At 71.8% G+C, this 20698-nt stretch carries 19 protein-coding genes; 13 read left to right on the plus strand and 6 right to left on the minus strand.

Features of this window, described 5'->3' with window-relative positions:
* The first annotated feature begins 49 nt into the window (after window positions 1–49).
* Together eat and ACIGQF_RS05710 are read left to right on the plus strand one after the other, a co-directional pair.
* On the plus strand, window positions 50–1522 hold the full coding sequence (gene eat, locus ACIGQF_RS05705; protein ID WP_399705908.1) for an ethanolamine permease: 1473 nt from the start codon (window positions 50–52) through the stop codon (window positions 1520–1522).
* Window positions 1523–1554: 32 nt separating this feature from the next.
* On the plus strand, window positions 1555–2265 hold the full coding sequence (locus tag ACIGQF_RS05710) for a gamma-glutamyl-gamma-aminobutyrate hydrolase family protein (RefSeq protein WP_399705910.1): 711 nt from the start codon (window positions 1555–1557) through the stop codon (window positions 2263–2265).
* A 32-nt stretch (window positions 2266–2297) separates the two neighbouring features.
* On the opposite strand, the gene ACIGQF_RS05715 is transcribed toward ACIGQF_RS05710, so the two are convergent.
* On the minus strand, window positions 2298–2852 hold the full coding sequence (locus ACIGQF_RS05715; RefSeq protein ID WP_399705913.1) for a helix-turn-helix domain-containing protein: 555 nt from the start codon (window positions 2850–2852) through the stop codon (window positions 2298–2300).
* Between the two features lie 111 nt (window positions 2853–2963).
* Between ACIGQF_RS05715 and ACIGQF_RS05720 the strand changes: the two genes are divergently transcribed.
* The 6 genes from ACIGQF_RS05720 (at window position 2964) to ACIGQF_RS05745 (ending at window position 9075) form a co-directional block, all read left to right on the plus strand.
* Window positions 2964–4097 (plus strand): arylsulfotransferase family protein, encoded by a 1134-nt coding sequence (locus ACIGQF_RS05720; protein WP_399705915.1) that lies wholly within the window; start codon window positions 2964–2966, stop codon window positions 4095–4097.
* 3 nt (window positions 4098–4100) lie between these two features.
* Window positions 4101–5435 carry a uracil-xanthine permease family protein gene (locus ACIGQF_RS05725; RefSeq protein WP_399705917.1) on the plus strand — a complete coding sequence of 445 codons (1335 nt, stop codon included), beginning with the start codon at window positions 4101–4103 and terminating at the stop codon, window positions 5433–5435.
* A 254-nt stretch (window positions 5436–5689) separates the two neighbouring features.
* Window positions 5690–6943: a helix-turn-helix domain-containing protein gene (locus ACIGQF_RS05730; RefSeq protein WP_399706385.1), complete on the plus strand. Its 1254-nt coding sequence runs from the start codon at window positions 5690–5692 to the stop codon at window positions 6941–6943.
* Window positions 6944–6998: 55 nt separating this feature from the next.
* Window positions 6999–7385, plus strand: coding sequence for a DUF6415 family natural product biosynthesis protein (locus ACIGQF_RS05735; protein WP_399705920.1), 387 nt, complete (start codon window positions 6999–7001; stop codon window positions 7383–7385).
* A 90-nt stretch (window positions 7386–7475) separates the two neighbouring features.
* Window positions 7476–7907, plus strand: coding sequence for an ATP-binding protein (locus ACIGQF_RS05740; protein WP_399705922.1), 432 nt, complete (start codon window positions 7476–7478; stop codon window positions 7905–7907).
* A gap of 442 nt (window positions 7908–8349) precedes the next feature.
* Window positions 8350–9075, plus strand: coding sequence for a protein kinase (locus tag ACIGQF_RS05745; RefSeq protein WP_399705924.1), 726 nt, complete (start codon window positions 8350–8352; stop codon window positions 9073–9075).
* Between the two features lie 54 nt (window positions 9076–9129).
* On the opposite strand, the gene ACIGQF_RS05750 is transcribed toward ACIGQF_RS05745, so the two are convergent.
* Window positions 9130–10104 carry a LysR family transcriptional regulator gene (locus tag ACIGQF_RS05750; protein ID WP_399705925.1) on the minus strand — a complete coding sequence of 325 codons (975 nt, stop codon included), beginning with the start codon at window positions 10102–10104 and terminating at the stop codon, window positions 9130–9132.
* A gap of 70 nt (window positions 10105–10174) precedes the next feature.
* Here ACIGQF_RS05750 and ACIGQF_RS05755 point away from each other — a divergent pair, with 70 nt between their 5' ends.
* Window positions 10175–11317 carry a TDT family transporter gene (locus tag ACIGQF_RS05755; protein WP_399705926.1) on the plus strand — a complete coding sequence of 381 codons (1143 nt, stop codon included), beginning with the start codon at window positions 10175–10177 and terminating at the stop codon, window positions 11315–11317.
* 61 nt (window positions 11318–11378) lie between these two features.
* On the opposite strand, the gene ACIGQF_RS05760 is transcribed toward ACIGQF_RS05755, so the two are convergent.
* The 3 genes from ACIGQF_RS05760 to ACIGQF_RS05770 all read right to left on the minus strand — a co-directional run bounded on the left by ACIGQF_RS05760 (window position 11379) and on the right by ACIGQF_RS05770 (window position 16074).
* Complete coding sequence (locus ACIGQF_RS05760; protein WP_399705928.1) at window positions 11379–12116, minus strand: helical backbone metal receptor; 738 nt, start codon at window positions 12114–12116, stop codon at window positions 11379–11381.
* 105 nt (window positions 12117–12221) lie between these two features.
* A complete protein-coding gene (locus ACIGQF_RS05765) occupies window positions 12222–14825 on the minus strand; it encodes an ABC transporter permease/substrate binding protein (protein WP_399705931.1) in 2604 nt (867 codons plus the stop codon).
* Window positions 14818–16074, minus strand: a complete 1257-nt coding sequence (locus tag ACIGQF_RS05770; protein ID WP_399705934.1) for a betaine/proline/choline family ABC transporter ATP-binding protein — start codon at window positions 16072–16074, stop codon at window positions 14818–14820. Before ACIGQF_RS05770 ends, ACIGQF_RS05765 begins: the two co-directional genes overlap by 8 nt.
* Window positions 16075–16416: 342 nt before the next feature.
* On the opposite strand from ACIGQF_RS05770, the gene ACIGQF_RS05775 reads away from it, so the two are divergent.
* Window positions 16417–17328 carry a 5'-3' exonuclease H3TH domain-containing protein gene (locus tag ACIGQF_RS05775; RefSeq protein ID WP_399706386.1) on the plus strand — a complete coding sequence of 304 codons (912 nt, stop codon included), beginning with the start codon at window positions 16417–16419 and terminating at the stop codon, window positions 17326–17328.
* A 56-nt stretch (window positions 17329–17384) separates the two neighbouring features.
* Complete coding sequence (locus ACIGQF_RS05780) at window positions 17385–18251, plus strand: siderophore-interacting protein (protein ID WP_399705936.1); 867 nt, start codon at window positions 17385–17387, stop codon at window positions 18249–18251.
* Between the two features lie 103 nt (window positions 18252–18354).
* Here the strand turns inward: ACIGQF_RS05780 and ACIGQF_RS05785 are convergent, their stop codons facing one another.
* Window positions 18355–18978, minus strand: coding sequence for a MerR family transcriptional regulator (locus ACIGQF_RS05785; protein WP_399705937.1), 624 nt, complete (start codon window positions 18976–18978; stop codon window positions 18355–18357).
* A gap of 195 nt (window positions 18979–19173) precedes the next feature.
* Here ACIGQF_RS05785 and ACIGQF_RS05790 point away from each other — a divergent pair, with 195 nt between their 5' ends.
* Both ACIGQF_RS05790 and ACIGQF_RS05795 read left to right on the plus strand, forming a co-directional pair.
* Window positions 19174–20100 (plus strand): hypothetical protein, encoded by a 927-nt coding sequence (locus ACIGQF_RS05790; RefSeq protein ID WP_399706388.1) that lies wholly within the window; start codon window positions 19174–19176, stop codon window positions 20098–20100.
* Window positions 20097–20570: an ABA4-like family protein gene (locus tag ACIGQF_RS05795; protein ID WP_399705938.1), complete on the plus strand. Its 474-nt coding sequence runs from the start codon at window positions 20097–20099 to the stop codon at window positions 20568–20570. The genes ACIGQF_RS05790 and ACIGQF_RS05795 overlap by 4 nt, the downstream gene beginning before the upstream one ends.
* Window positions 20571–20698: the final 128 nt, after the last annotated feature.

Here is a 20698-nt window from a genome sequence, read left to right on the forward strand (position 1 = left end):
ACAAAGGTATGGCGCTAAACCTTTATCCAAGCCGAGGCAGGAGCGGCTCATGGCCGACAGCACGGAACCGCGCACCGCACCGACCTCTTCCCCGCCACCCGGGGCCGCCGGGCCCGCGGACGCCTACCTGGAGAAGCGCGCGCTGCGCCGGGGCAGCGCCGGGCCGCTGCTGCTGACCGGCCTGGGCGTCGCGTACGTCGTCTCCGGCGACTTCTCCGGCTGGAACAACGGCCTGGCCCAGGGCGGCTTCGGCGGCCTGGCGGTGGCGGCCGTGCTGATGGGCCTGATGTACACCTGCCTGGTCTTCGCGCTGGCGGAGCTGGCGTCCGTACTGCCCACGGCGGGCGGCGGCTACGGCTTCGCGCGCAGAGCGCTCGGCACGTGGGGCGGCTTCCTCACCGGCACCGCCATCCTCATCGAGTACGTCCTCGCGCCCGCCGCGATCTCCATCTTCATCGGCGACTACGTCGAGTCCCTCGGCCTCTTCGGGCTGACTTCCAGCTGGCCGGTCTACCTCGCCTGCTTCGTGATCTTCATCGGCATCCACCTGTGGGGCGTCGGCGAGGCGCTGCGCTTCAGCCTGGTGGTCACGGCCATCGCGGTCGCCGCCCTGGTCGTCTTCGCGCTCGCCGCGGCGACCGACTTCCACGTGAGCGCGCTGAACGACATCCCGGCCGACAAGGACGCCTTCGGCGCGTCCTCCTGGCTGCCCTTCGGCATCCTCGGCATCTGGGCCGCTTTCCCCTTCGGCATGTGGTTCTTCCTCGGCGTGGAGGGCGTGCCGCTGGCCGCCGAGGAGACCAAGGACCCGGCCCGCACCCTGCCGCGCGCGATGGCCGCCGCGATCGGCGTCCTGCTGCTGCTCGCGCTGGTCACGTTCCTCACCGCGACCGGGGCGCGCGGCGCCGCCGCCATCCAGTCCGTGGGCGACCCGCTGGTCCAGGCGCTGCAGCCGCACGGCGAGCCCACCGTCGCCTCCCGCATCGTCAACTACGCCGGGCTGGCGGGCCTGATCGCCTCCTTCTTCTCCCTCATCTACGCCGGGTCCCGGCAGCTCTTCGCCCTCTCCCGGGCCGGCTACCTGCCCCGCTTCCTCTCCCTCACCAGCCGCCGCAAGGCCCCCTACCTCGGCCTCCTGGTCCCCGGCGCGCTGGGCTTCGCGCTGGCCGCCGCCACCGGCGACGGCGCCCGGATGCTGAACGTCGCGGTCTTCGGCGCCACCATCTCCTACGCCCTGATGGCCCTCTCCCACATCGTGCTGCGCCGCCGCGAGCCGGAGCTGCCGCGCCCGTACCGCACCCCCGGGGGCATCCTCACCTCCTCGGTCGCGTTCGTGCTCGCCTGCTCGGCGCTGGTGGCGACGTTCCTGGTGGACAAGGAGGCGGCCGTCATCGCGCTCGTCGTGTACGCCGTCGCGCTGGCCTACTTCGCCTTCTACTCGCGGCACCGGCTGGTGGCCGCGGCCCCCGAGGAGGAGTTCGCCGCGCTGGCGGCGGCGGAGGCCGAACTCGAACGCGACTGACCGTCCGTCCCGCACACCGACCGGAGGTTCCCTTGTCCAAGCCGCTCATCGGCATCAGCACGTACCTGGAAGCCGAGGCCCACTGGGGCGTGTGGACGCTCCCGGCCGCACTGCTTCCGGCCGGCTATCACCGCCTCGTCCAGCGCTCGGGCGGCCTGGCCGCCATGCTGCCGCCGCACGAGCCGGATCTCGGCCGGGACGAGGCCCGCGAGGCGGCCGCGGCCGTCGTCGCCCGTCTGGACGGCGTGGTGATCGCGGGCGGCCCGGACGTCCGGCCGGAACGGTACGGCGCGGAGACCGACCCCCGCACCGGCCCGGCAGCGCTCGCCCGCGACGCCTGGGAACTCGCGCTCATCCACGCGTCGCTGGACTCCGGCACCCCGCTGCTGGGCATCTGCCGCGGTATGCAGCTGCTGAACGTCGCCCTCGGCGGCACGCTGCACCAGCACATGGACGGGCACTCCGGGCCGCCCGGCGTCTTCGCCCGGCACGAGATCAAGCCGGTGCCGGACACCCTGCTCGCCGCCGCGCTGCCGGAGCCGCTGTCCGTACCGACGTACCACCACCAGTCCGTCGACCGGGTCGGCACCGGCCTGCTGGCTTCCGCGTACGCCGAGGACGGCACGGTCGAGGCGCTGGAGGCGCCGGACGCCGAGGCCTTCGCGCTGTCCGTGCAGTGGCACCCGGAGGCGGGCGACGACCTGCGGGTGATGGAGGCCCTGGTGGCGGCCGCCGCACACTGACGCACCGTCAGCGGTACGCCCGGCGGACGGCGTCAGAGGCCGATGTCGTCCGCGACGCCCACCAGCAGCACCCGCGTGCCCGCCTCCCGTGCGCGCCAGCGGTGCGTCACCCCGCCGGTGCAGTAGAGCGTGTCGCCGCGCGCCAGCTCGTACCGCTGCCCGTCGGCCTCCGCCTCCACCGCGCCCTCGACGACGTACAGCAGCTCGTCGTTCGGGTGCCGGAACTCCCGGCCCCACTCGTGGGCGCCGGTGAACTCCAGCGCGTGCAGTTGCTGCTGCCCGCGGACCAACGGCCGTACCGCGCCCGCCGCGCCGTCCTCCAGCGCGGCGGCGGGGTCGGCGCGCACCACGTCGACGGCCCGCCGGTCCTCGGCCGCGCCGAGCAGCTGGACCGCCGTGGTCTCCAGCGCGTCGGCGATGCGCTGGAGCGAGCGCATGCTCGGCCGGGCGCGGTCGTTCTCCACCTGGCTGAGGAAGGGCTTGGACAGGCCGGTACGCCCTGCCAGGTCCGCGAGCGTGAGGTCCAGCGCGCGGCGGCGGCGCCGCATCGCCCGGCCGACCCGCGGCGCCCCCTGATCTTCACGCATCGCGCACTCCTTCTCCCCTTTATCGCCACGTTCACAGCGTTGCAACACACGCCCCTTAGCCTCGAACCTGTTTGACGCCATCAAACAAAGTTTGACGAGAGGGACCCCGCCATGACCGCTGTCGATCAAAACACACGCCGCCGCCGCGGCACCGGCCTGCTCGCCCTCGACGAGGACGCCGCGTACCCCGGATACACCCTCTACGCCCCGCTCACCGGCACCGGCGAGGTCTACCTCGTCGACCTGCGCGGCGAGGTCGTCCACCAGTGGAACCTGCCGTACCGGCCGGGCCGGCACGCCCGCATCCTCCCCAACGGCAACCTGGCCTACAACGGCGTACTCCCGGACCAGGAGGCGCTGTTCCCGATGTGGCACAAGTACCGGGGCGGCGTGATGCAGGAGGTCACCCCCGACGGCACCGTCGTCCGCGAGCACATCGACCCGCTCCAGCACCACGACGCGCACCACCTCGGCGACGGCCGCATCCTCTACGCCGCCCTGGAGCCGCTCACCGGCGAGCGCGCTGCGGCGGTACGCGGCGGAGTCCCCGGCTCCGAGCCGGTCACCGCCGACGGCCCGACCGTCTGGGCCGACACCATCAAGGAGGTCGACGCGGACGGCACCGAGCTGTGGTCCTGGCGCGTCTCCGACCACCTCGACCGCGACGAATTCCCCCTCCACCCCGACTACTCCCGCGAGCACTACCCCCTCATCAACGCCGTCCTCCCGCTCGCCGACGGCAACATCCTCGCCAGCCTCCGCAGCGCCTCGGCGGTCCTCGTCATCAGCCGCGAGACCGGCGACATCCTGTGGCGTACCGAACCGGGCATCGTCTCCCAGCAGCACAACCCCACCGAACTCCCCAACGGCAACATCCTCATCTTCGACAACGGCGTCTTCCGCCCGCACTGGGACGTCCCCTTCTCCCGCGTCATCGAGGTCGAGCGGTCCTCCGGGAAGATCGCCTGGGAGTACCACGACCCGGCCCGCGAAGCCTTCTTCGCCCCCTTCATGGGCAGCGCCCAACGCCTCCCCAACGGCAACACCCTCATCTGTGACTCCCCCGCGGGCCGGATCTTCGAGGTGACCGCCGACGGATACCTCTGCTGGGAGTACGTCGTCCCGCACTTCGGCGGCTACCGCGAGCCCGAGGTCGGCCGGATCTTCCCCGCCCAGCACAACGCCCTGTTCCGCGCGTACCGTTACGGCGCCGAGGACCTGCCCTGGCTGCCGGAGCGGGGCTGACCGGTGACGGCCCCCGCCGGCACCACCCGCGCCGAGGCCGCCGTACACCCGGTGGACGAGCGGCTTCCGCCGCTCCGCCTCCTCCCCCTGGCCGCGCAGCACGTCCTCGCGATGCTCGCGGCCCCGGTCTCCACCGCCTTCCTGATCGCCACGGGCCTCGGCCTGTCCCCCGATCGCACGGCTGCCCTGCTCAGCGCGACACTCGTGCTGTGCGGGGCCGGCGCCCTCCTCCAGTCCTTCGGCGTCCTGCGGATCGGCGCGCGGTTGCCGTTCGTCATGCTCCCGGGCGGCGCGGCGGTGGCGATCTTCCTGCAGACCGCGAAGGAACACGGCGCCGCCACCGCCTCCGGCTCCGTCCTGATCGCCGCCGCCTTCCTCCTCGCCGTCCTCCCCCTCTACCGCCACATCGTGCGCTTCTTCCCACCGGTGGTCCTCGGCACGACTGTCCTGCTCATCGGCATCAACATGGTCAACGTCACCGCCCCGATGATCGCCCACGACACCTGGCTCGCGCTGATCACCATCGGCGCCACCGCACTCTGCTACCTCGTACTGCCCGGCGTGTGGCGGCAGATGTCGGTACTGCTGGGCATCGCGGCGGGCACGGCGGCGGCACTGCTCACCGGTACGGGCACGCACGCCGTCCCGGCCACCGGCCCGATCCTCGCCCTCCCCCACCCCTTCCCCTACGGCGCGCCCCACTTCGATCTCCTCGCCGCCGTCCCCCTCATCGTCTTCACCCTCGCCTCGCTCGCCGAGGCCACCGGGCAGACGGTCCTCAACAGCGAGGCGGTGGGCCGCGAACCGGCCCCCGCCCGCGACGTGCCGCGCACGGTCCGCGCCGACGCCCTCACCTCCCTCGCCGCGGGCCTGCTGGGCACCTCCATCATGGTGACCAGCGCCGAGAACATCGGCATCGTCCAACTCACCCGCGTCCGCAGCCGCTTCGTCACCGCCGGCGCCGGGGCACTGCTCGTCCTGATCGGCCTGCTGTCCCCCGTCTCCCGCCTCCTGGCAGCCCTCCCCACTCCCGTGGTGGGCGGCGCGGGCCTGGTCATCTACGCCGTGATCGCCGCGATGGGCCTCGGCATGCTCCGCCGCGCCGACACCTTCGAGGGCCCGGTCATCACCGTCGTCGCCCTCACCCTCCTCGCAGGCCTCCTCCCCATCCTCGCCCCCGACCTCTACACCCCCCTCCCCACCTGGGCCCGCACCCTCTTCGGCAGCGGCGTCCCAGCGGGAGCGATCACGGCGGTGGTGCTTACGGCACTCGTCACCAGACCCCGGACGCGAGCTTCCCGAGGCCTGACCCGTACAACTCGACCAGAACGACGGTAAGGAACACCTCTGGGACCCGACGGTGTCTTCGACGGTTCCCGAGGACGCGGGGCCGTCCGGCCGGACAAGCGCCGGTTGCGTGACCGGGCCGGTCGACTGAGCGCCAAGAGGGGTGAAGCAGCTGACGGTCGTAGATACCGGCATCAGCGCCGCGCCCCCGCACAGTGGCGGCCCGTCGGGACTGGATCAGTACCCTACAAAGCGCCGTGCCCCATACCCTGACAGTGACGAGCTGTTCAGAGAGGGGCACGGCCATGTCTCATGAAGATGCTACCCCCGAGCCGTACGCGGAGCCGATCGCGTTCGGACAACGCATGCAGATCCTCCGGCAGCGGCGCGGCATGAGCCGTGTCGTCCTCGGCGGCCTGGTCGGCATGTCGACCTCATGGGTCAAGCGCGTCGAAAAGGGACAGCTCCACACACCAAGCTTGGAAATGATCCTCCGCATCGCCGAAGCCCTGCGCGTCCACAACCTCGCTGAACTCACCGGCAGGCAGTCGATGCAGGTCGATCTGTTCACCGGGCCCGGCCACCCCCGCCTGCCGGCCGTCGCTGCCGCGATCAACGCCTTCCCGGTGGACGCGTCCCGCGAGGCCCCCTCCATCGCGCACCTGCGCGCTCGCCTCGACGGCGCATGGTCGGCCCGGCACAAGGCGCCGAATCACCGCGAGGTCATCGGGGCGCTGCTCCCCGACCTCATCACGGACGCACAACTCGCCGTCCGACAGAGCGATTCCTCGGCCGACCGCCGTGCCGCGCAGGCGGTTCTCTCCGAGGTCTACTCACTGTCGCAGTTCTTCCTGGCGTACCAGCCCGACGCCGCGTTGCTGTGGCGCGTCGCCGAACGTGGACTCGTCGCCGCTCAGGAATCCGAGGACCCGCACGCCATCGGCGTAGCAGCATGGCTCACCACGCAAGCACACCGCGACGCCGGCAATCGGCATTTCGACGCCGCCGACGCCGTCAACCTGGCAACGCTCGAATACCTGCGCCCGCTGCTCCCGGACGCCGAAACGAATGTCCTGGCCATCGCCGGAGCACTCGAATTCGAGGCGGCATACACCGAGGCTCGACGCGGTAGCGCCGGCACCGCGTGGCACAGGTGGGAGACCGCCCGTCGGATGGCCGACCGGCTACCGGCCGACTACCACCACCCCGTGACATCCTTCGGACCGACCATCATGGGCGCGCACGCCGTCACCGTGGCGGTGGAACTCCACTCGGGCAATGAGTCCGCCCGGCAGGCCGCACGTGCCGAGGCCACGGCCATCAAGTCCCGTCCCCGCAGGGCGCGGCACCGCATCGAGCAGGCCCGCGGGTACCACCTCGACAACCAGCCGGAGACAGCGCTCGCCACCTTGGCGCAGGCGCACGAAGCCGCACCGGAGACGATCCGATACAACGGGTACGCCCGCCGTATCGTGCTCGAAGAGACCGAAGCGGCTTCCCCCGACCGCCGCAGGCGGGCATCCGAACTGGCCGACAAAATCGGATTGTTGGCTGCTTGAGCAGGGGGCACAAACTGTGCCCCCTCTCCCGGCACGGCGCCCGTACGGTCCTTGCATGGACACCGAGCGTGCACGGCCGCCGGCCGGGAAATCGCCCGTCACCACCGCTGATGCGCCGGTCGACGCGGAGACGATCCGAGACACCATCATCACGGCGCTCAGCGCCGGCAGCAGGCGCATCGACATCGCGAACCTTCGCCGCTTCGAGGCGCTGCTGCGTAGTCACATCGGCCTGCTGATCGGCCCGGCCCGCGAGGCAGCCGACCGCCTCTGGCACGGCAAGACCGAGTGGCCTCTGCAGATCTCCCGACTGGACGCCATCGACCAGCAGCTGTCGGAGAGCGTTGCTCCGCACGACCAGTTCGCGCACCTCGCCCAGGTCCAGATACTCGCCCGCGACTGTCAGTGGCTGTTCGCGCTGTGCCAGGCGGCGGAGCGGTGAGCCGCGGCGCGCGACCGTCCACCGCCTCCCTCACGGTTCTGGCCGTCCTCTGGTTTGTCCTCGCCGTCGCCATCCTCCTCGGGGGCCGCCGTGGGTGAGCCATACACCGCCGATGCCCTCTATCCCCCCATCGCACAATCCGCAGGGCGGGCACGCGCATGGGTCTCCGGCCGGCTCAACCAGCTCGCCCCCACCCACTTCGCACCCGAGGGCCTGGACCAGTGCGTGTCAGAGCTGGTCACGAACGCCATTCGGTACGCCCCCACCGGCTACGACTTCCGCGTCCGACTGGTGGTCGACGAGAGCCTGGTCCGCGTCGAGGTGCACGACTTCGGCGATGTATGGGCCGGCAACGGCCGCGCGGCGGCGAAGGACGACGAGCACGGCCGCGGCCTGGTCCTCGTCGCCGCGTGCTCCGACGCATGGGGCGTCGCCCCGCACCCCCGCCGCGGCAAGGCCGTCTGGTGCGTGTTCAAGAGCGACGCCTACGCGGTCGGCTTGGCCCAGCTCGACGCCCAGTGACAAGAGCCGCCGTCACTCCGCCGTCGTAGGCGGCCTGAAGACCCCCGCTTCGCCCGGCCCCAATGCAGTCTCCTGGCCGGAGCGGGTCAGCAAAGGCACAGCGGTACGGAGACAGCCTCCGCGCCGATATCCCGAAGGAGACACGTGAACCTCAAGGAAGCACTGCTCCGTATGGCCACCGTTCGCGGCGGCGAGGAAGATGACGAGGTCCCCGGCAACCCCCCGACCGGCGACTCCGACGACGGCCGCGACTACTTCAGCTGACCGGCCCTCGCTTTCTGTGACCATGGGGCCGGCTCTGCGCCAGGGGCCGGCCCCCCGCTGGAAGGATCCATAGATGTCTGGGCGAGGACCGTTCGACCTCCCGAAGCATGTCGAAAGCACGCTCGCGCCGACGAGCAGACGACTTGTCATCAACAGGCGAGGCTCGACCGTGTGGGACATGCTGACGCCGGGCGGCCGACAAGCCGTCAAGCTGGGGTATCGCAGCCAGACGCACGAGTGGACGGCGCTCGCGCCCGCACGAGAAGCCTCGATCCTGTGCCAGCTCATCCCTGAGGACATCCGTTGCGGCGAGTGGGAGGAGGGCACGTGGAGCGCACAGCCGTGGCGCGAGGGAGAATCGCTGTTCGACCTATGGAAACCACACCGGCACCCGACCAAGCCGGCGCCGCCCGACCTTGCAGAAGCGCACTCCTGCGCCGCAGCACTTGCCAGCCTGCACGAACACGGCTGGGCACACGGAGACGTCCAGCCCAACCACTTCATCATCGGCGCGACCGAGACGACTCTCATCGACCTGGCGCTGGCACACGGCGGCGTAGTCCCCGACGACTACGACTTCCGCTACCACGGCTGCCTGGTGCACTACGAAGCACCGGAGATCTCCCGCGCCCTCCTGGAACACGACACCGCCGTACCCACACAGCAGGCGGACGTCTACGCGCTGGGCGCGGCCTGGTTCATCTCCGCCACCGGCTGGCGTCACGTGGACTACCCCGACGATGCCTCTCGCGAGGAGCAGCGGTGCGCCATCGCAACCACACCACACCGGCGGATCAACGTACCGGGACCGCTGGGCAGCCTCATCGAGCAGATGATGAGCCCCAACCCCGATGACCGGCCGACCAGCGCGGAGGTGTGCCAAGAACTCCTGGACGCGCGCTGACGAGCGTGACGAGAGCGAAGCTCAGTCGGAGAGGTGAGCCCGTCATCGTGCTGCTCAGCCCATCGCCCGCGTCAGCCCCAGCAGATGCCGGGCAGGACCCGTCGGACGCTGGCCCGTGGGCCAGACCGCGCGCAGGTCGCGGCCCAGGCGGATGCCCGGGACCGGGATTTCGACCAGCCGTCGCGCCGCCAGTTCCTCGCCGACGGCGAGTTCGCTGAGGACCGAGGGGCCGGCGCCGCTGACCGCCGCGGCCTTCACGGCGGTCGTGGAGGCCAGTTCGAGGAGCGGGGGTGCGAGGGGGCCGCAGGCCGCGAGGGCCGCGTCCAGTACCTGGCGGGTGCCCGAGCCCTGTTCGCGGAGGATCAGGGGGGTGGCGGCCAGTTCGCGGCCGGTCAGGGGGGTGCGGCGGCGGGCCCATGGGTGGGACGGGGCGGCGACCACCATCAGCCGGTCGTGGCCGATGACCGCGCCGTCCAGGCCGGAAGGAACGTCCAGGCCCTCGACGAAGCCGAGGTCGGCCTCGCCGGAGAGCACACGCTCCGCGACCACGGTGGAGTTGCCGGCGGACAGCGACACCGCGGTGTCCGGGCGCTGGGAGCGCAGGGCGATCAGCCAGCCGGGAAGGAGGTACTCGGCGATGGTCATGCTCGCGGCCACGCGGAGCCGGGAGTCCCGGCGGGCCCGCAGCGCCTGCGCGCCCGCGTCGAACGCCTCGGCCGCCTCCACGATCCGCCGCGCCCAGTCCGTGACCAGCGCACCGGCGTCGGTGAGCCGGGAGCCGCGCGGCGAGCGCTCGACCAGCCCGACGCCCAACTGCCGCTCCATGGCGCGCAGCCGGCTGCTCGCGGCGGGCTGGGTGATGCCCAGCTCCTTGGCGGCGCGGCCCAGGCTGCCCAGTCGGGCCACGGCGAGCAGCAGCTCCAGCGCCCCCAGCTCCGGGACGCGATGCGCCAGCCGGCCGTCGTGCGCTCCTTCCGCCGTACCCTCCGCCGCGCCGTCCCCGTGCGTCCGCTCCGCTTCACCACTCATAACTTCAGCTTATGCCCTCATAGAGGAATGGCCCCTGGTGGGGTGGGGCCCGCGGCGGAACGCTGGAGCCATGGCTACCCTCGCGCATCCCCGCTCCCGCCCGGTGACCGGTCCCGGCGGCCGCACCCGCGGCTCCGTACGGCACCTCGGCCCCAACTGGTACGCCGCCGTCATGGGCACGGCCATCATCGCCAACGCCGGTGCCACCCTCCCGGCGCACTCCGCCGCTCTGCGCGCCGTCCTCGAAGTCGTCTGGGCGCTGTCGGCCGTCCTGCTGGCCGTCCTGCTCGTCGCCCGCGCCGCGCACTGGATCCGCCACACCGACCAGGCCCGAGCGCACCTGCTCGACCCGGCGGTGGCCCCGTTCTACGGCTGCCTGGCGATGGCCCTGCTGGCGGTCGGCGGCGGCACGCTCGCCGTCGGCAAGGACGTGATCGGGCTGTCCGCGGCGGTGGCGGTGGACGGCGTCCTGTGGGTCGCGGGGACCGTGACCGGGCTGGCAGCAGCGGCGGCGGTGCCGTACCTGATGGTGACCCGGCACCGCATCGATGTCGGCAGTGCCTCCCCCGCATGGCTGCTGCCGATCGTCGCGCCCATGGTCTCCGCGGCCATCGGCCCGGGGCTGATCCCGCACCTGCCCGCCGGCCAGTGGCGGTCCGCCATGCTGCTGGGCTGTTACGGCATGTTCGGCCTGTCCCTGCTGACCGTGCTGGCCATGCTGCCTCTGGTGCTCTCCCGGCTGATCCACCACGGTCCGCTGCCGCTCGCCGCGACCCCCGCGCTGGTCCTCGTGCTCGGCCCGCTCGGCCAGTCCACGACCGCGGTGAGCAACCTCGCGAACGCCGCGCCCGCCGCCGGCTCCTCGTACAGCTCGGCGATGACCGCGTTCTCCGTGCTGTACGGCGTGCCGGTGATGGGCTTCGCGCTGCTGTGGCTGCTGTTCTCCGCCGCGCTGGTGGCCCGCGCGTTCCGCGGCGGCATGCGCTTCTCGATGACCTGGTGGGCGTTCACCTTCCCCGTCGGCACCTGCGTCACCGGCGCCGCAGGGCTGGCCGGCCACACCGGCCTGGCCCTCTACGACTGGCTCACCGTCGGCCTGTACCTGCTCCTGGTGGCGGGCTGGCTGACGGCCTTCGTGTACACGGCCCGCGGCCTCTTCCGGGGCACGCTCCTCGCGCCGCCCGCCTCCGCGCCGGCCCCCACGCCCGCCTGACGCACGCGACTGTCCCCGGGGCGGCGCACCGGCTGGCGACGCCGGTGCGCCGCCCGTACCGCTATGCGGCCGCTTCCAGCGCAGCGCGCAGCACCCCGGGAGCCTCCGCCAGCGACGGGCCGTACCAGGTCAGATGGCGGCCGCTGACCAGCGCGGCGGGCAGCCCGGGGAAGGCCTCGGGCCCGTCGTCGGCGGCGAAGCGGTACGGCTCGTCGGGGAGGACCACGAGGTCGGCGCCGCGGCCGTTCAACTCGTCGAGGGGGATCTTCGGATAGCGGTCGGCGTGGTCCGCGTAGGCGTTGCGGACGCCCAGGCGGGACAGCAGGTCGCCCGCGAAGGTGGCCCGGCCGAGGACCATCCACGGACGCCGCCAGATCGGCACCACAGCGGACCGCGGCGGGTCGTAGGCCGGGACCTCGCGCCAGGCCGCCTCCGCCGCGTCCAGCCAGCCGGGGCGGGCCAGTCCGCAGCCGCGCACGAGGACGCGGTCCAGTTCGCGGAAGGCCTGCGGCAGGTCGCGGACCTCGGTGACGAGCACGTCCAGCCCGGCGGCGCGGAGCGCGGCGAGGTCGGCGGGACGGTTCTCCTCCTCGTTGGCGATCACCAGGTCGGGGGCGAGCGCCGCGATCCGCGCGGTGTCGGGGTTCTTGGTCCCGCCGACGCGCGGGACGTCGAGGCCGGCCGGGTGGCTGCACCAGTCCGTGACGCCGGCCAGCAGTTCGGGCGCGGTACCGGCGACCGCCTCGGTCAGCGAGGGGACGAGCGAGACCACCTTGCGTACGACGGCGTGAGAGGTCATCGCCCCACCGTAGGGCCCGCGCGGACGCGGACGGGCCCCGCCACCGGAGTGCGGTGGCGGGGCCCGTTCCTGCGAAGGCGACGGCCGGTCAGAACCGGTACGGCGTCACTTCACCGGCGCCATCTCGTCGACGATGCCCGGGTGGGCGTCGACCCACTTCTTGACGCCCTCCTCCTCATGGCCGGTGCCCGCCTTGTTGACGGCCTGCTCCAGGCTCGCCAGCTCCTCGGGCTCCATGTGCCAGTTCTTCAGCCAGCCGTTGAACTCGGAGTACTTCTTGGGGAAGCTCTTGTTCGCGACCGTCTTGATCTGGTTGTTGGCGCCCCAGGTGCCCTTCGGGTCCTTCAGCTTGGTCAGGTCGTACTCGTCGTACGCCCAGTGCGGCGACCACAGGACGACCGCGATGGGCTCCTTCTTGGCGTAGGACCGCTCCAGCTCGGCGAGCATGGCGCTGGTACCGGCCTCGGTGACCTTCATGTCCTCCAGGCCGTACGCGGGCAGGACCTTGCTCTTCAGGCGCTTCATCTGGCCGGTGCCCGGCTCAATACCGATGATCTTGCCCTTGAACTCGTCCTTGCGCTTGCCCAGGTCCTCCATGGACTTCACGCCCTTCACATAGGAAGGCACCGCGATCTCCAGGGAGGTCTTGTCGTACCACGCACCGAGGTCGACGAGATCCTTCTTGTACTTCTCCCAGTACTGCTTCTGCGCGACCGGCAGCCAGGCGTCCATCTCCACGTCGACCTGGCCGGTGGACAGCCCGGTCCACATCGGGCCCACGTCGAGGTTGCGCATCTTCGGCTTGTAGCCGCGCTGCTCCAGGACGTACTTCCACAGGAAGGAGGTGGCGATGCCCTCGTCCCAGGACGGGTAGCCGATGTTCGGCGCGGCACCGGCGTCCTTGCCCTTGGCGTACGCGCCCGGGGCCGGGGCCAGCTTGTCGGCCATGCCCGGGTTCTTCTTCAGCCAGGCCTTGACGCCGTCCTGCTCGTGTCCCTTGCCGGCGTCCTGGATCTCCGCCTCCAGGCTGGTCAGCTGCTCCTCGCTCAGGTGGAACTTCTTCATCCACGAGGCGACCTGCGGCTCGTCCTTGGAGAAGCCCTTGCGGCCGAGAGCGTGGATGCCGTCACCGGAGCCGAAGGAGCCCTTGGGGTCCTTGAGCTTGGTCAGCTTGTACTTGCTGTACGCCCAGTGCGGGGACCACAGGGTCACCGCGATCGGCTTCTTGGCCTTGATCGAGCGGTCCAGCTCGGCCAGCATCGAGGAGGTGCTGGACTGCTGGAGCTTGTACTCGCCGTCCAGGCCGTAGTCCTTGAGGACCTTGTCCTTGACGATCTTCATCTCGCCGGCGCCCGGCTCGATGCCGGTGATCTTGCCGCCGAACTGCTTGCCCTTGCCCTTGAGGTCGTCGAGCGTCTTCACGCCCTTGACGTAGGACGGTACGGCGATCTCCAGGGAGGTCTTGTCGTACCAGGCGCCGTAGTCCTCGAGCTTGTTCTCGTACTTCTTCCAGTACGACTCGTGGGTGACCGGCAGCCAGGAGTTGGTCTGCACGTCGATGTCGCCCTGGGCCTGGCCCGTGTAGAGCGCGCCGGCCTCCAGGGCCTGCGCCTTGGGCTTGAAGCCGCGCTGCTCCAGCAGCTCCTTCCACAGGTACGTGGTGGCCTTGCCCTCGTCCCAGTTGACGTAGCCCAGGTTGATCGAACGGCCGCCGCCGATGCCGGCCGCCGCGTCGTCGCCCTTGCTGCCGAAGGCGTTCATGCCGCCCGCGGCCAGCGCGAGCACGACCACGCCGACCATCGCGAGTGAGGTCGCCGGGCGCCACTGCAGGAACTTCCAGCCGCCGAGCGCGGCCTGTGCCTTGGCCAGCGCGCGCCGGCCGAGCGGCGAGACCCGCTGGTTCAGGGCGCCGGTCATCCGGTCCAGGTACATGGCGAGGATGACCACCGCGAGACCGGCCTCGGAGCCCAGGCCCACGTCGACGGAGCTGATCGCGTCGTACACGGAGGAGCCCAGACCGCCGCCGCCGACCATGCCGGCGATGACGACCATGGAGAGCGCCAGCATGATGACCTGGTTGATGCCGGCCATGATCGTGGGCAGCGCGAGCGGGATCTGCACGCGGAAGAGCGTGCGGCGCGGGTGCGTGCCGAAGGCGTCGGCCGCCTCCACCAGCTCCTCGTCGACCTGCCGGATGCCCAGCTCGGTCATGCGGACGGCGGGCGGCATGGCGAAGACGATGGTCGCCACGATGCCGGGGACCACGCCGAGGCCGAAGAAGAGGATGCCCGGGATGAGGTAGACCATCGCCGGCATCGTCTGCATCAGGTCCAGGACCGGGCGCACCGCGCCGCTGACCGCACGGTTGCGGGCGGCCCAGATGCCCAGCGGCACCGAGATGACGACGATGACCAGGCAGGCCACCAGCACCAGGGAGAGACTCTCCATGGTGGCGCCCCACTGTTCGATCGAGTCGATCAGTGCGAAGCCGAGGAAGGTCAGTACGGCGGCGAGGAAGCCGCGCAGCCACCAGGCGAGCACCGCGAGGATGCCCGCGAGGATCAGGGGCTCGGGCGCGGCGAGCACCGTGTGGAAGAAGCCGTACACCGTGTTGAGCACGCTGGTGATGGCGTCGAAGAGCCAGGCGACGTTCGACCGCAGCCAGTCGACGGCGGCGTCGGCCCAGGAGCCGATCTCGATCCTAGGCACCGGCGATCACCTTGCTCTCGCCGGCGGACTTCTCGTCCCCGGCCTTCTCGGCCGCGGGGGCGTCGGCCGGCTTCTCGTCAGCGGACTTGCCGCCCTCGGGCGTCGCGTCCTCGGGCTTCGCGTCCTCCGGCGCGTCCGTGGGAGCCTGCTGGGCGGGCACTCCGGCGGCGGGAGCGGTGTCCGCCTCGGCCTCGCCGAGCACGGCCAGCAGCCGCTGCGTGGGCACGGCGCCGACGAGCTCGCCGGCGGCGTCGACGACGGCCACCGGGACCGTGCTGGCCGAGCAGGGCGCGAACAGGTCGACGAGCGGGGTGTCCTCGGTGACCGTGGCGGGCGCCGCGGCACGGAACCGCTCGGCGGTGGATATCTCCTCGCCGTCCGCGTCCTTGCCGCCCAGCACCGACGCCACGTCCGTCATGATCGCGCCGGCGGTCAGCACGCGGGTGCGGTCGACGTCCTGGATGAAGGAGGCGACGTAGTCGTTGGAGGGCCGGACGAGGATGTCCTCGGCGGTGCCGTTCTGGACGACCCGGCCGTCGCGCATGACGGCGATCCGGTCGCCGAGTCGCATGGCCTCGTTCAGGTCGTGGGTGATGAAGACGATGGTCTTCTTCAGCGTCTTCTGCAGCTCCAGCAGCTGGTCCTGCATGTCGCGGCGGATCAGCGGGTCCAGCGCGCTGAAGGACTCGTCCATCAGCAGCAGGTCGGCGTCCGTGGCCAGCGCACGGGCCAGGCCCACACGCTGCTGCATACCGCCGGACAGCTCGTCGGGCCAGGACTTCTCCCAGCCCTTCAGGCCCGCGAGCTCCAGCGCCTCAAGGGCGCGCTTCTGCCGCTCGGCCTTCGGCACGCCCTGGACCTCCAGGCCGTACGCGGCGTTCTCCAGCACGCTGCGGTGCGGGAAGAGCGCGAAGTGCTGGAAGACCATGGAGATCTTCTGCGAACGGACCCGGCGCAGCTCTTTCGGGCTGAGCGTGGTCAGGTCCTGGCCGTCGAACCGCACACTGCCCGCGGTCGGCTCCAGCAGCCCGTTCAGCATGCGCAGCAGCGTGGACTTGCCGGAACCCGACAGACCCATGACGACGAAGATCTGGCCTTCGTCCACGGTGAACGACGCGTCGATCACCGCTGCCGTCGTACCCTCGGCGCGCAGCTCGTCGCGGGTTGCCCCGCCTTCGAGTTTCCGCACGGCGTCATCGGGTCGTCTGCCGAACACTTTGTACAGGTGCTCGGCTTGCAGCCTGGACACATACACCTCTCGAGTTGAACCAAGGTACGGCCCGTCCCAGCCATGGGTGATCCCCAGGCCGAAAGGCTGGGGAGGGGCCGTGGAGCAGCACGGCTTCGGGCCGCCTGCACCGGAAAGAGAAAGTTGAATCCCTTACCGGTTCCGCTCCGGATGCGCGCCTGCCCCCCTTTATTCACACCAAACACATCAGTGGCACGGCTCACAAAGGTCACAGGTTTGACACGGCGTCACTTGCGACCCGGACACGCCCGCTCGCGACCCAGACGCGACTCACGGTGACGGAGGCGCACGTCAGGCGATGTCAGTGGGGTGCGGCATCATCGGCGTGTGACTCGACGCCTGATGCTTCTCGACACCGCCTCGCTGTATTTCCGTGCCTACTTCGGCATGCCGGACTCGGTCCGCGCCCCGGACGGCACGCCCGTGAACGCCGTCCGCGGCCTGCTGGACTTCATCGCCCGCCTCCTCCAGGACCACCACCCGGACGACCTGGTGGCCTGCATGGACGCCGACTGGCGCCCCCAGTGGCGGGTGGATCTGATCCCGACGTACAAGGCGCACCGCGTCGCCGAGGAGGCCCCCGAGGGCTCCGCCGAGCCCGACGCCGAGGAGATCCCCGACACGCTCTCGCCGCAGGTCCCGGTGATCGAGGCCGTGCTGGACGCGCTGGGCATCGCCCGCGTCGGGGCCGCGGGATACGAGGCGGACGACATCATCGGCACCCTCGCGACCCGGGCCGCCGGGCCGGTCGACATCGTCACCGGCGACCGGGACCTCTACCAGCTCGTCGACGACGCCCGCGGCATCCGCGTGCTCCACCCCCTCAAGGGCGTCGGGACCCTCCAGCTCACCGACGAGGCATGGCTCCGCGAGAAGTACGGCGTGGACGGCCCGGGCTACGCCGACCTGGCGACGCTGCGCGGCGACCCCAGCGACGGCCTGCCGGGCGTGCCGGGCATCGGCGAGAAGACCGCGGCGAAGCTGCTGGCGTCCTTCGGGGACCTGGCCGGGATCATGGCAGCGGTCGACGACCCGGCGGCGAAGCTGACGCCCACGCAGCGCAAGCGGCTGACCGAGGCCCGCCCGTACATCGAGGTCGCCCCCGAGGTCGTCCGCGTCGCCAGGGACGTGACGCTGCCCGACTTCGACCCGGCGGTGCCGAAGGAGCCGGCCGACCCGGCCACGCTGGAGGAGCTGGCCGGCCGATGGGGACTGGGCGGTTCGCTCCAGCGCGTCCTCGGCGTACTCTCATGATGTGCTGTTAGGTTAGGTGTACCTAACTTATTCTCAGAACGTCCAGGGGGCCCACCGTGGCAGCAGACCGTCCCGCCGAACGTCCCGCCCGTAAGAAGGCCGTCACCCACCGCGCCCGCGTGGTGCACACCGAACGCCTCAGCCCGCACATGATGCGGGTCGTGCTGGGCGGTGCGGGGCTGGCGGAGTTCACCGCCGAGGAGTACTCGGACCACTACGTCAAGCTGCTCTTCCCGGTGCCGGGCGTGACCTACCCGGAGCCGTTCGACATGGCGCAGATCCGGGCGGACTTCCCGCGCGACCAGTGGCCCCGCACCCGGACGTACACGGTGCGCGCCTGGGACCCGCAGGCCCTGGAGATGACCATCGACTTCGTCGTCCACGGCGACGAGGGCCTGGCCGGACCGTGGGCCCAGCAGGCCGAGGCCGGCGAGGAGATCCGCCTGCTCGGCCCCGGCGGCGCGTACGTGCCCGAGGCCTCGGCCGACTGGCACCTGCTGGCCGGCGACGAGAGCGCGCTGCCGGCCATCGCCGCCTCGCTCGCCCGGATGCCGGAGGACGCGGTGGTGCGCGCCTTCATCGAGGTGCCGGACGCCCGCGAGGAGCAGAAGCTGCGGGTCCCGGCCGGCGCGGAGATCGTCTGGCTGCACCGCAACGACGAGCCGGTCGGCGAGCGGCTCGTGGCGGCCGTCCGCGGGACGGAGTGGCTACCCGGGCGCGTCCAGGCGTTCGTGCACGGCGAGGCGGGCTTCGTGAAGGAGCTGCGCCGGCTGCTGCGCGTCGAGCGCGAGGTGCCGCGCGCCGACCTCTCCATCTCCGGCTACTGGCGCCGCGGCCACGACGAGGACGGCTGGCAGGCCTCCAAGAAGGAGTGGAACGAGGCGGTCGAGGCCGAGCAGGAGAAGCCGGCAGCCGCCTCCTGACCCCGGGACGGCGGGCGGCCCGCCTCCCGGCGCTCCACTCGGCGTCCGCCCACCGGCGGGCGCCTCTGCCGTGCGTCGGACGGCCTCGCCCCCGTCAGGTGGCCTACTCGCCGTAGATACGGGCCGAGGCGTCCGTGTGCGCCAGCCGCCGCATGGCCGAGAGCACGGCGTCACCGATGACGGTGCCCACGACCACGCCCTCGATCAGCCGTTCCACCTCCGCGACGGCGCCGACGTAGGCCAGGTCCGCCGTCGCTATCCGCTCGCAGGCGTCCGCGTAGACGTCGAGCATCTCCTCGAACCGGCCGTGCCCCAGGCTCCGCAGCGTGGCCAGCGCGGCGGCCAGCGCCTCGCCCGCCGGATGGCCCGCCGCGGCCTTCCACCCCCGCCGTTCGATCAGCGCGGCCACGGCCTCGCGCGCCCCCGCCAGCTCCTCGGACTCCACGCCCGGCGGCGGTGTCAGGCTGTTGTGCGCCGCACCGAGCACCTTGTGCACCGGCCGGTCCGTGTCCTCCACCGCGGCGAGCACCTCGCGCACGGCCGAAACGGACAGTCCGCCGACCTCGATCAGCCCGCGGACCAGCCGCAGCCGCCGCTCGTGCGTCTCGTCGTAGTCCGCCTGGTTCGGGCTGGTCAGGCGGCCTGCCGGGAGCAGCCCCTCCCTGACGTAGTACTTGATCGTCGGTACCGCCACCCCGGTCCGGCGGCTCAACTCGCCGATGCGCACGCGCCGTTCACTTCCCTTCAGGTCTTGCCGAATCGCCCCCTCATCGTAGATAGTCGCACTATCAGATAGCGGTAAGTGCCACTATCCATTCTCGCGACATGACGATGACGGGGGTCACTCATGCCCGCTCCGCTCCTGCCCGCGCTGCGTCCGGCAGCCTCACCGCACCCGCCACTGACCTGGTTCTCGCTCGCCATGGTCGCCCTGGCCGCCGTTTCGGCGATCGGGCTCGTGGCCGACGACCGGATGCTGGTCGGCGCGCGGGTCTGGTTCAAACCGCTGAAGTTCTCGGTCTCCTTCGCCCTCTACGGGCTGACGCTCGCCTGGATGCTCGGGCGGTCCCCGGCGCGGAGCCGTACCGGCTGGTGGGCCGGCACGGTCATCGCCGGGACCGGCACCGTCGAGATGGCCGTCATCGTCGGCCAGACCGTCCGCGGACGGCGCAGCCACTTCAACTTCGCCACCCCGCTCGACCAGGCGTTCTTCGCGACCATGGGCGTGACCATCGTCGTCCTGTGGGTCGCCACGTTCGTCATCGCCCTGCTCCAGTTCCGCCGCGGCCGGAGCGCCGACCCGGCCGCCACCCGGGCGGTCCGGCTCGGCGTACTGATCGCCCTGGCCGGCCTCGCGCTCGGCGGACTGATGCTCGCGCCCACCCCGGACCAGCAGGCCGCTGCCGCGCACGGCGTGCGGGAGATCGTCGGCGCGCACAGCGTCGGCGTACCGGACGGCGGCCCCGCCATGCCGCTGACCGGCTGGAGCACCACCGGCGGCGACCTGCGCATACCGCACTTCGTCGGCATGCACGCGCTGCAGGCCCTGCCCCTCTTCCTGCTCGCCCTCGACACCCTCGGCCGCCGAATACCCCGGCTGCGGGCCGAGCGGGTACGGCTGCGGCTCGTCCTGATCGCCGCGGGCCTGCACACCGGGCTGCTGGCCCTGGTGACCTGGCAGGCCCTGCGCGGCCAGCCGCTCCTCCGCCCGGACGCGCCGACGCTGGGCGCCCTCGCCGCCCTGCTCGCGGCGACCGCCCTCGGCATGTACGCCGCACTGCGCGCCCCCGCCCGCCCGTACGACGACACCACCGACATCCCGGCCCGTCCCCAGGAGCTCACCGCATGACCGGCTTCCTCTTCGACCTCGCCTTCTGGCTCGCGGCGCCACTCTGGGCCCTGCTGATCCTCGCGCCCGGCCGGCGGTGGACCGACCGCATCGCCGCCTCGCCACTGCCGCTGGTGCCGGTCCTCGCCGTCTACCTGGCGCTGGCCGTGCCGGTCTTCCCGCGGCTCTGGGCCGCGGTGTCGAGCCCCGAACTGGCCTCGTTCCAGGACCTGATGACGGTGGACGGCGGCGCGGCGGCCATCTGGGCCCAGGTCATCGCCTGGGACCTCTTCCTCGGCCAGTGGATGTACCGCGAGGCCCGCCGCCTCGGCATCCACCCGCTCGTCATGGGCCCCCTGCTGGTCCTGACCGTGCTGCTCTCCCCGATCGGCGTCCTGCTGTTCCTCGCCCTCCGGGCGGCACGGAGCCGTACGCCGCGGACCCGTACCGCGAGGACGGCGCCGACGGCGTCCGCTACGGCGGGAACGTAGCGCCCGGCAGCGGACACCGGCGCGAGGGGAAACCGATACGCCGGTGTCCGCCACCGCGACCCCCCGGTCCCCCCTTCGGATGGTGGGCCGCCGTTCCGCCCTCCCGGGTGTCCCGCGCGGCGTACCGT

This window comes from Streptomyces sp. NPDC053560, from assembly GCF_044544605.1.
In the GTDB taxonomy this organism is placed as follows: domain Bacteria; phylum Actinomycetota; class Actinomycetes; order Streptomycetales; family Streptomycetaceae; genus Streptomyces.

What these genes read in the sequence shown, in the direction of transcription:
- eat (WP_399705908.1), top strand. Translation starts at nt 50, where the DNA reads ATGGCCGACAGCACGGAACCGCGCACCGCACCGACCTCTTCCCCGCCA.
- ACIGQF_RS05715 (WP_399705913.1), bottom strand. Translation starts at nt 2,852, where the DNA reads ATGCGTGAAGATCAGGGGGCGCCGCGGGTCGGCCGGGCGATGCGGCGC.
- ACIGQF_RS05720 (WP_399705915.1), top strand. Translation starts at nt 2,964, where the DNA reads ATGACCGCTGTCGATCAAAACACACGCCGCCGCCGCGGCACCGGCCTG.
- ACIGQF_RS05730 (WP_399706385.1), top strand. Translation starts at nt 5,690, where the DNA reads ATGTCTCATGAAGATGCTACCCCCGAGCCGTACGCGGAGCCGATCGCG.
- ACIGQF_RS05735 (WP_399705920.1), top strand. Translation starts at nt 6,999, where the DNA reads ATGGACACCGAGCGTGCACGGCCGCCGGCCGGGAAATCGCCCGTCACC.
- ACIGQF_RS05745 (WP_399705924.1), top strand. Translation starts at nt 8,350, where the DNA reads ATGCTGACGCCGGGCGGCCGACAAGCCGTCAAGCTGGGGTATCGCAGC.
- ACIGQF_RS05750 (WP_399705925.1), bottom strand. Translation starts at nt 10,104, where the DNA reads ATGAGTGGTGAAGCGGAGCGGACGCACGGGGACGGCGCGGCGGAGGGT.
- ACIGQF_RS05755 (WP_399705926.1), top strand. Translation starts at nt 10,175, where the DNA reads ATGGCTACCCTCGCGCATCCCCGCTCCCGCCCGGTGACCGGTCCCGGC.
- ACIGQF_RS05760 (WP_399705928.1), bottom strand. Translation starts at nt 12,116, where the DNA reads ATGACCTCTCACGCCGTCGTACGCAAGGTGGTCTCGCTCGTCCCCTCG.
- ACIGQF_RS05775 (WP_399706386.1), top strand. Translation starts at nt 16,417, where the DNA reads ATGCTTCTCGACACCGCCTCGCTGTATTTCCGTGCCTACTTCGGCATG.
- ACIGQF_RS05790 (WP_399706388.1), top strand. Translation starts at nt 19,174, where the DNA reads ATGGTCGCCCTGGCCGCCGTTTCGGCGATCGGGCTCGTGGCCGACGAC.
- ACIGQF_RS05795 (WP_399705938.1), top strand. Translation starts at nt 20,097, where the DNA reads ATGACCGGCTTCCTCTTCGACCTCGCCTTCTGGCTCGCGGCGCCACTC.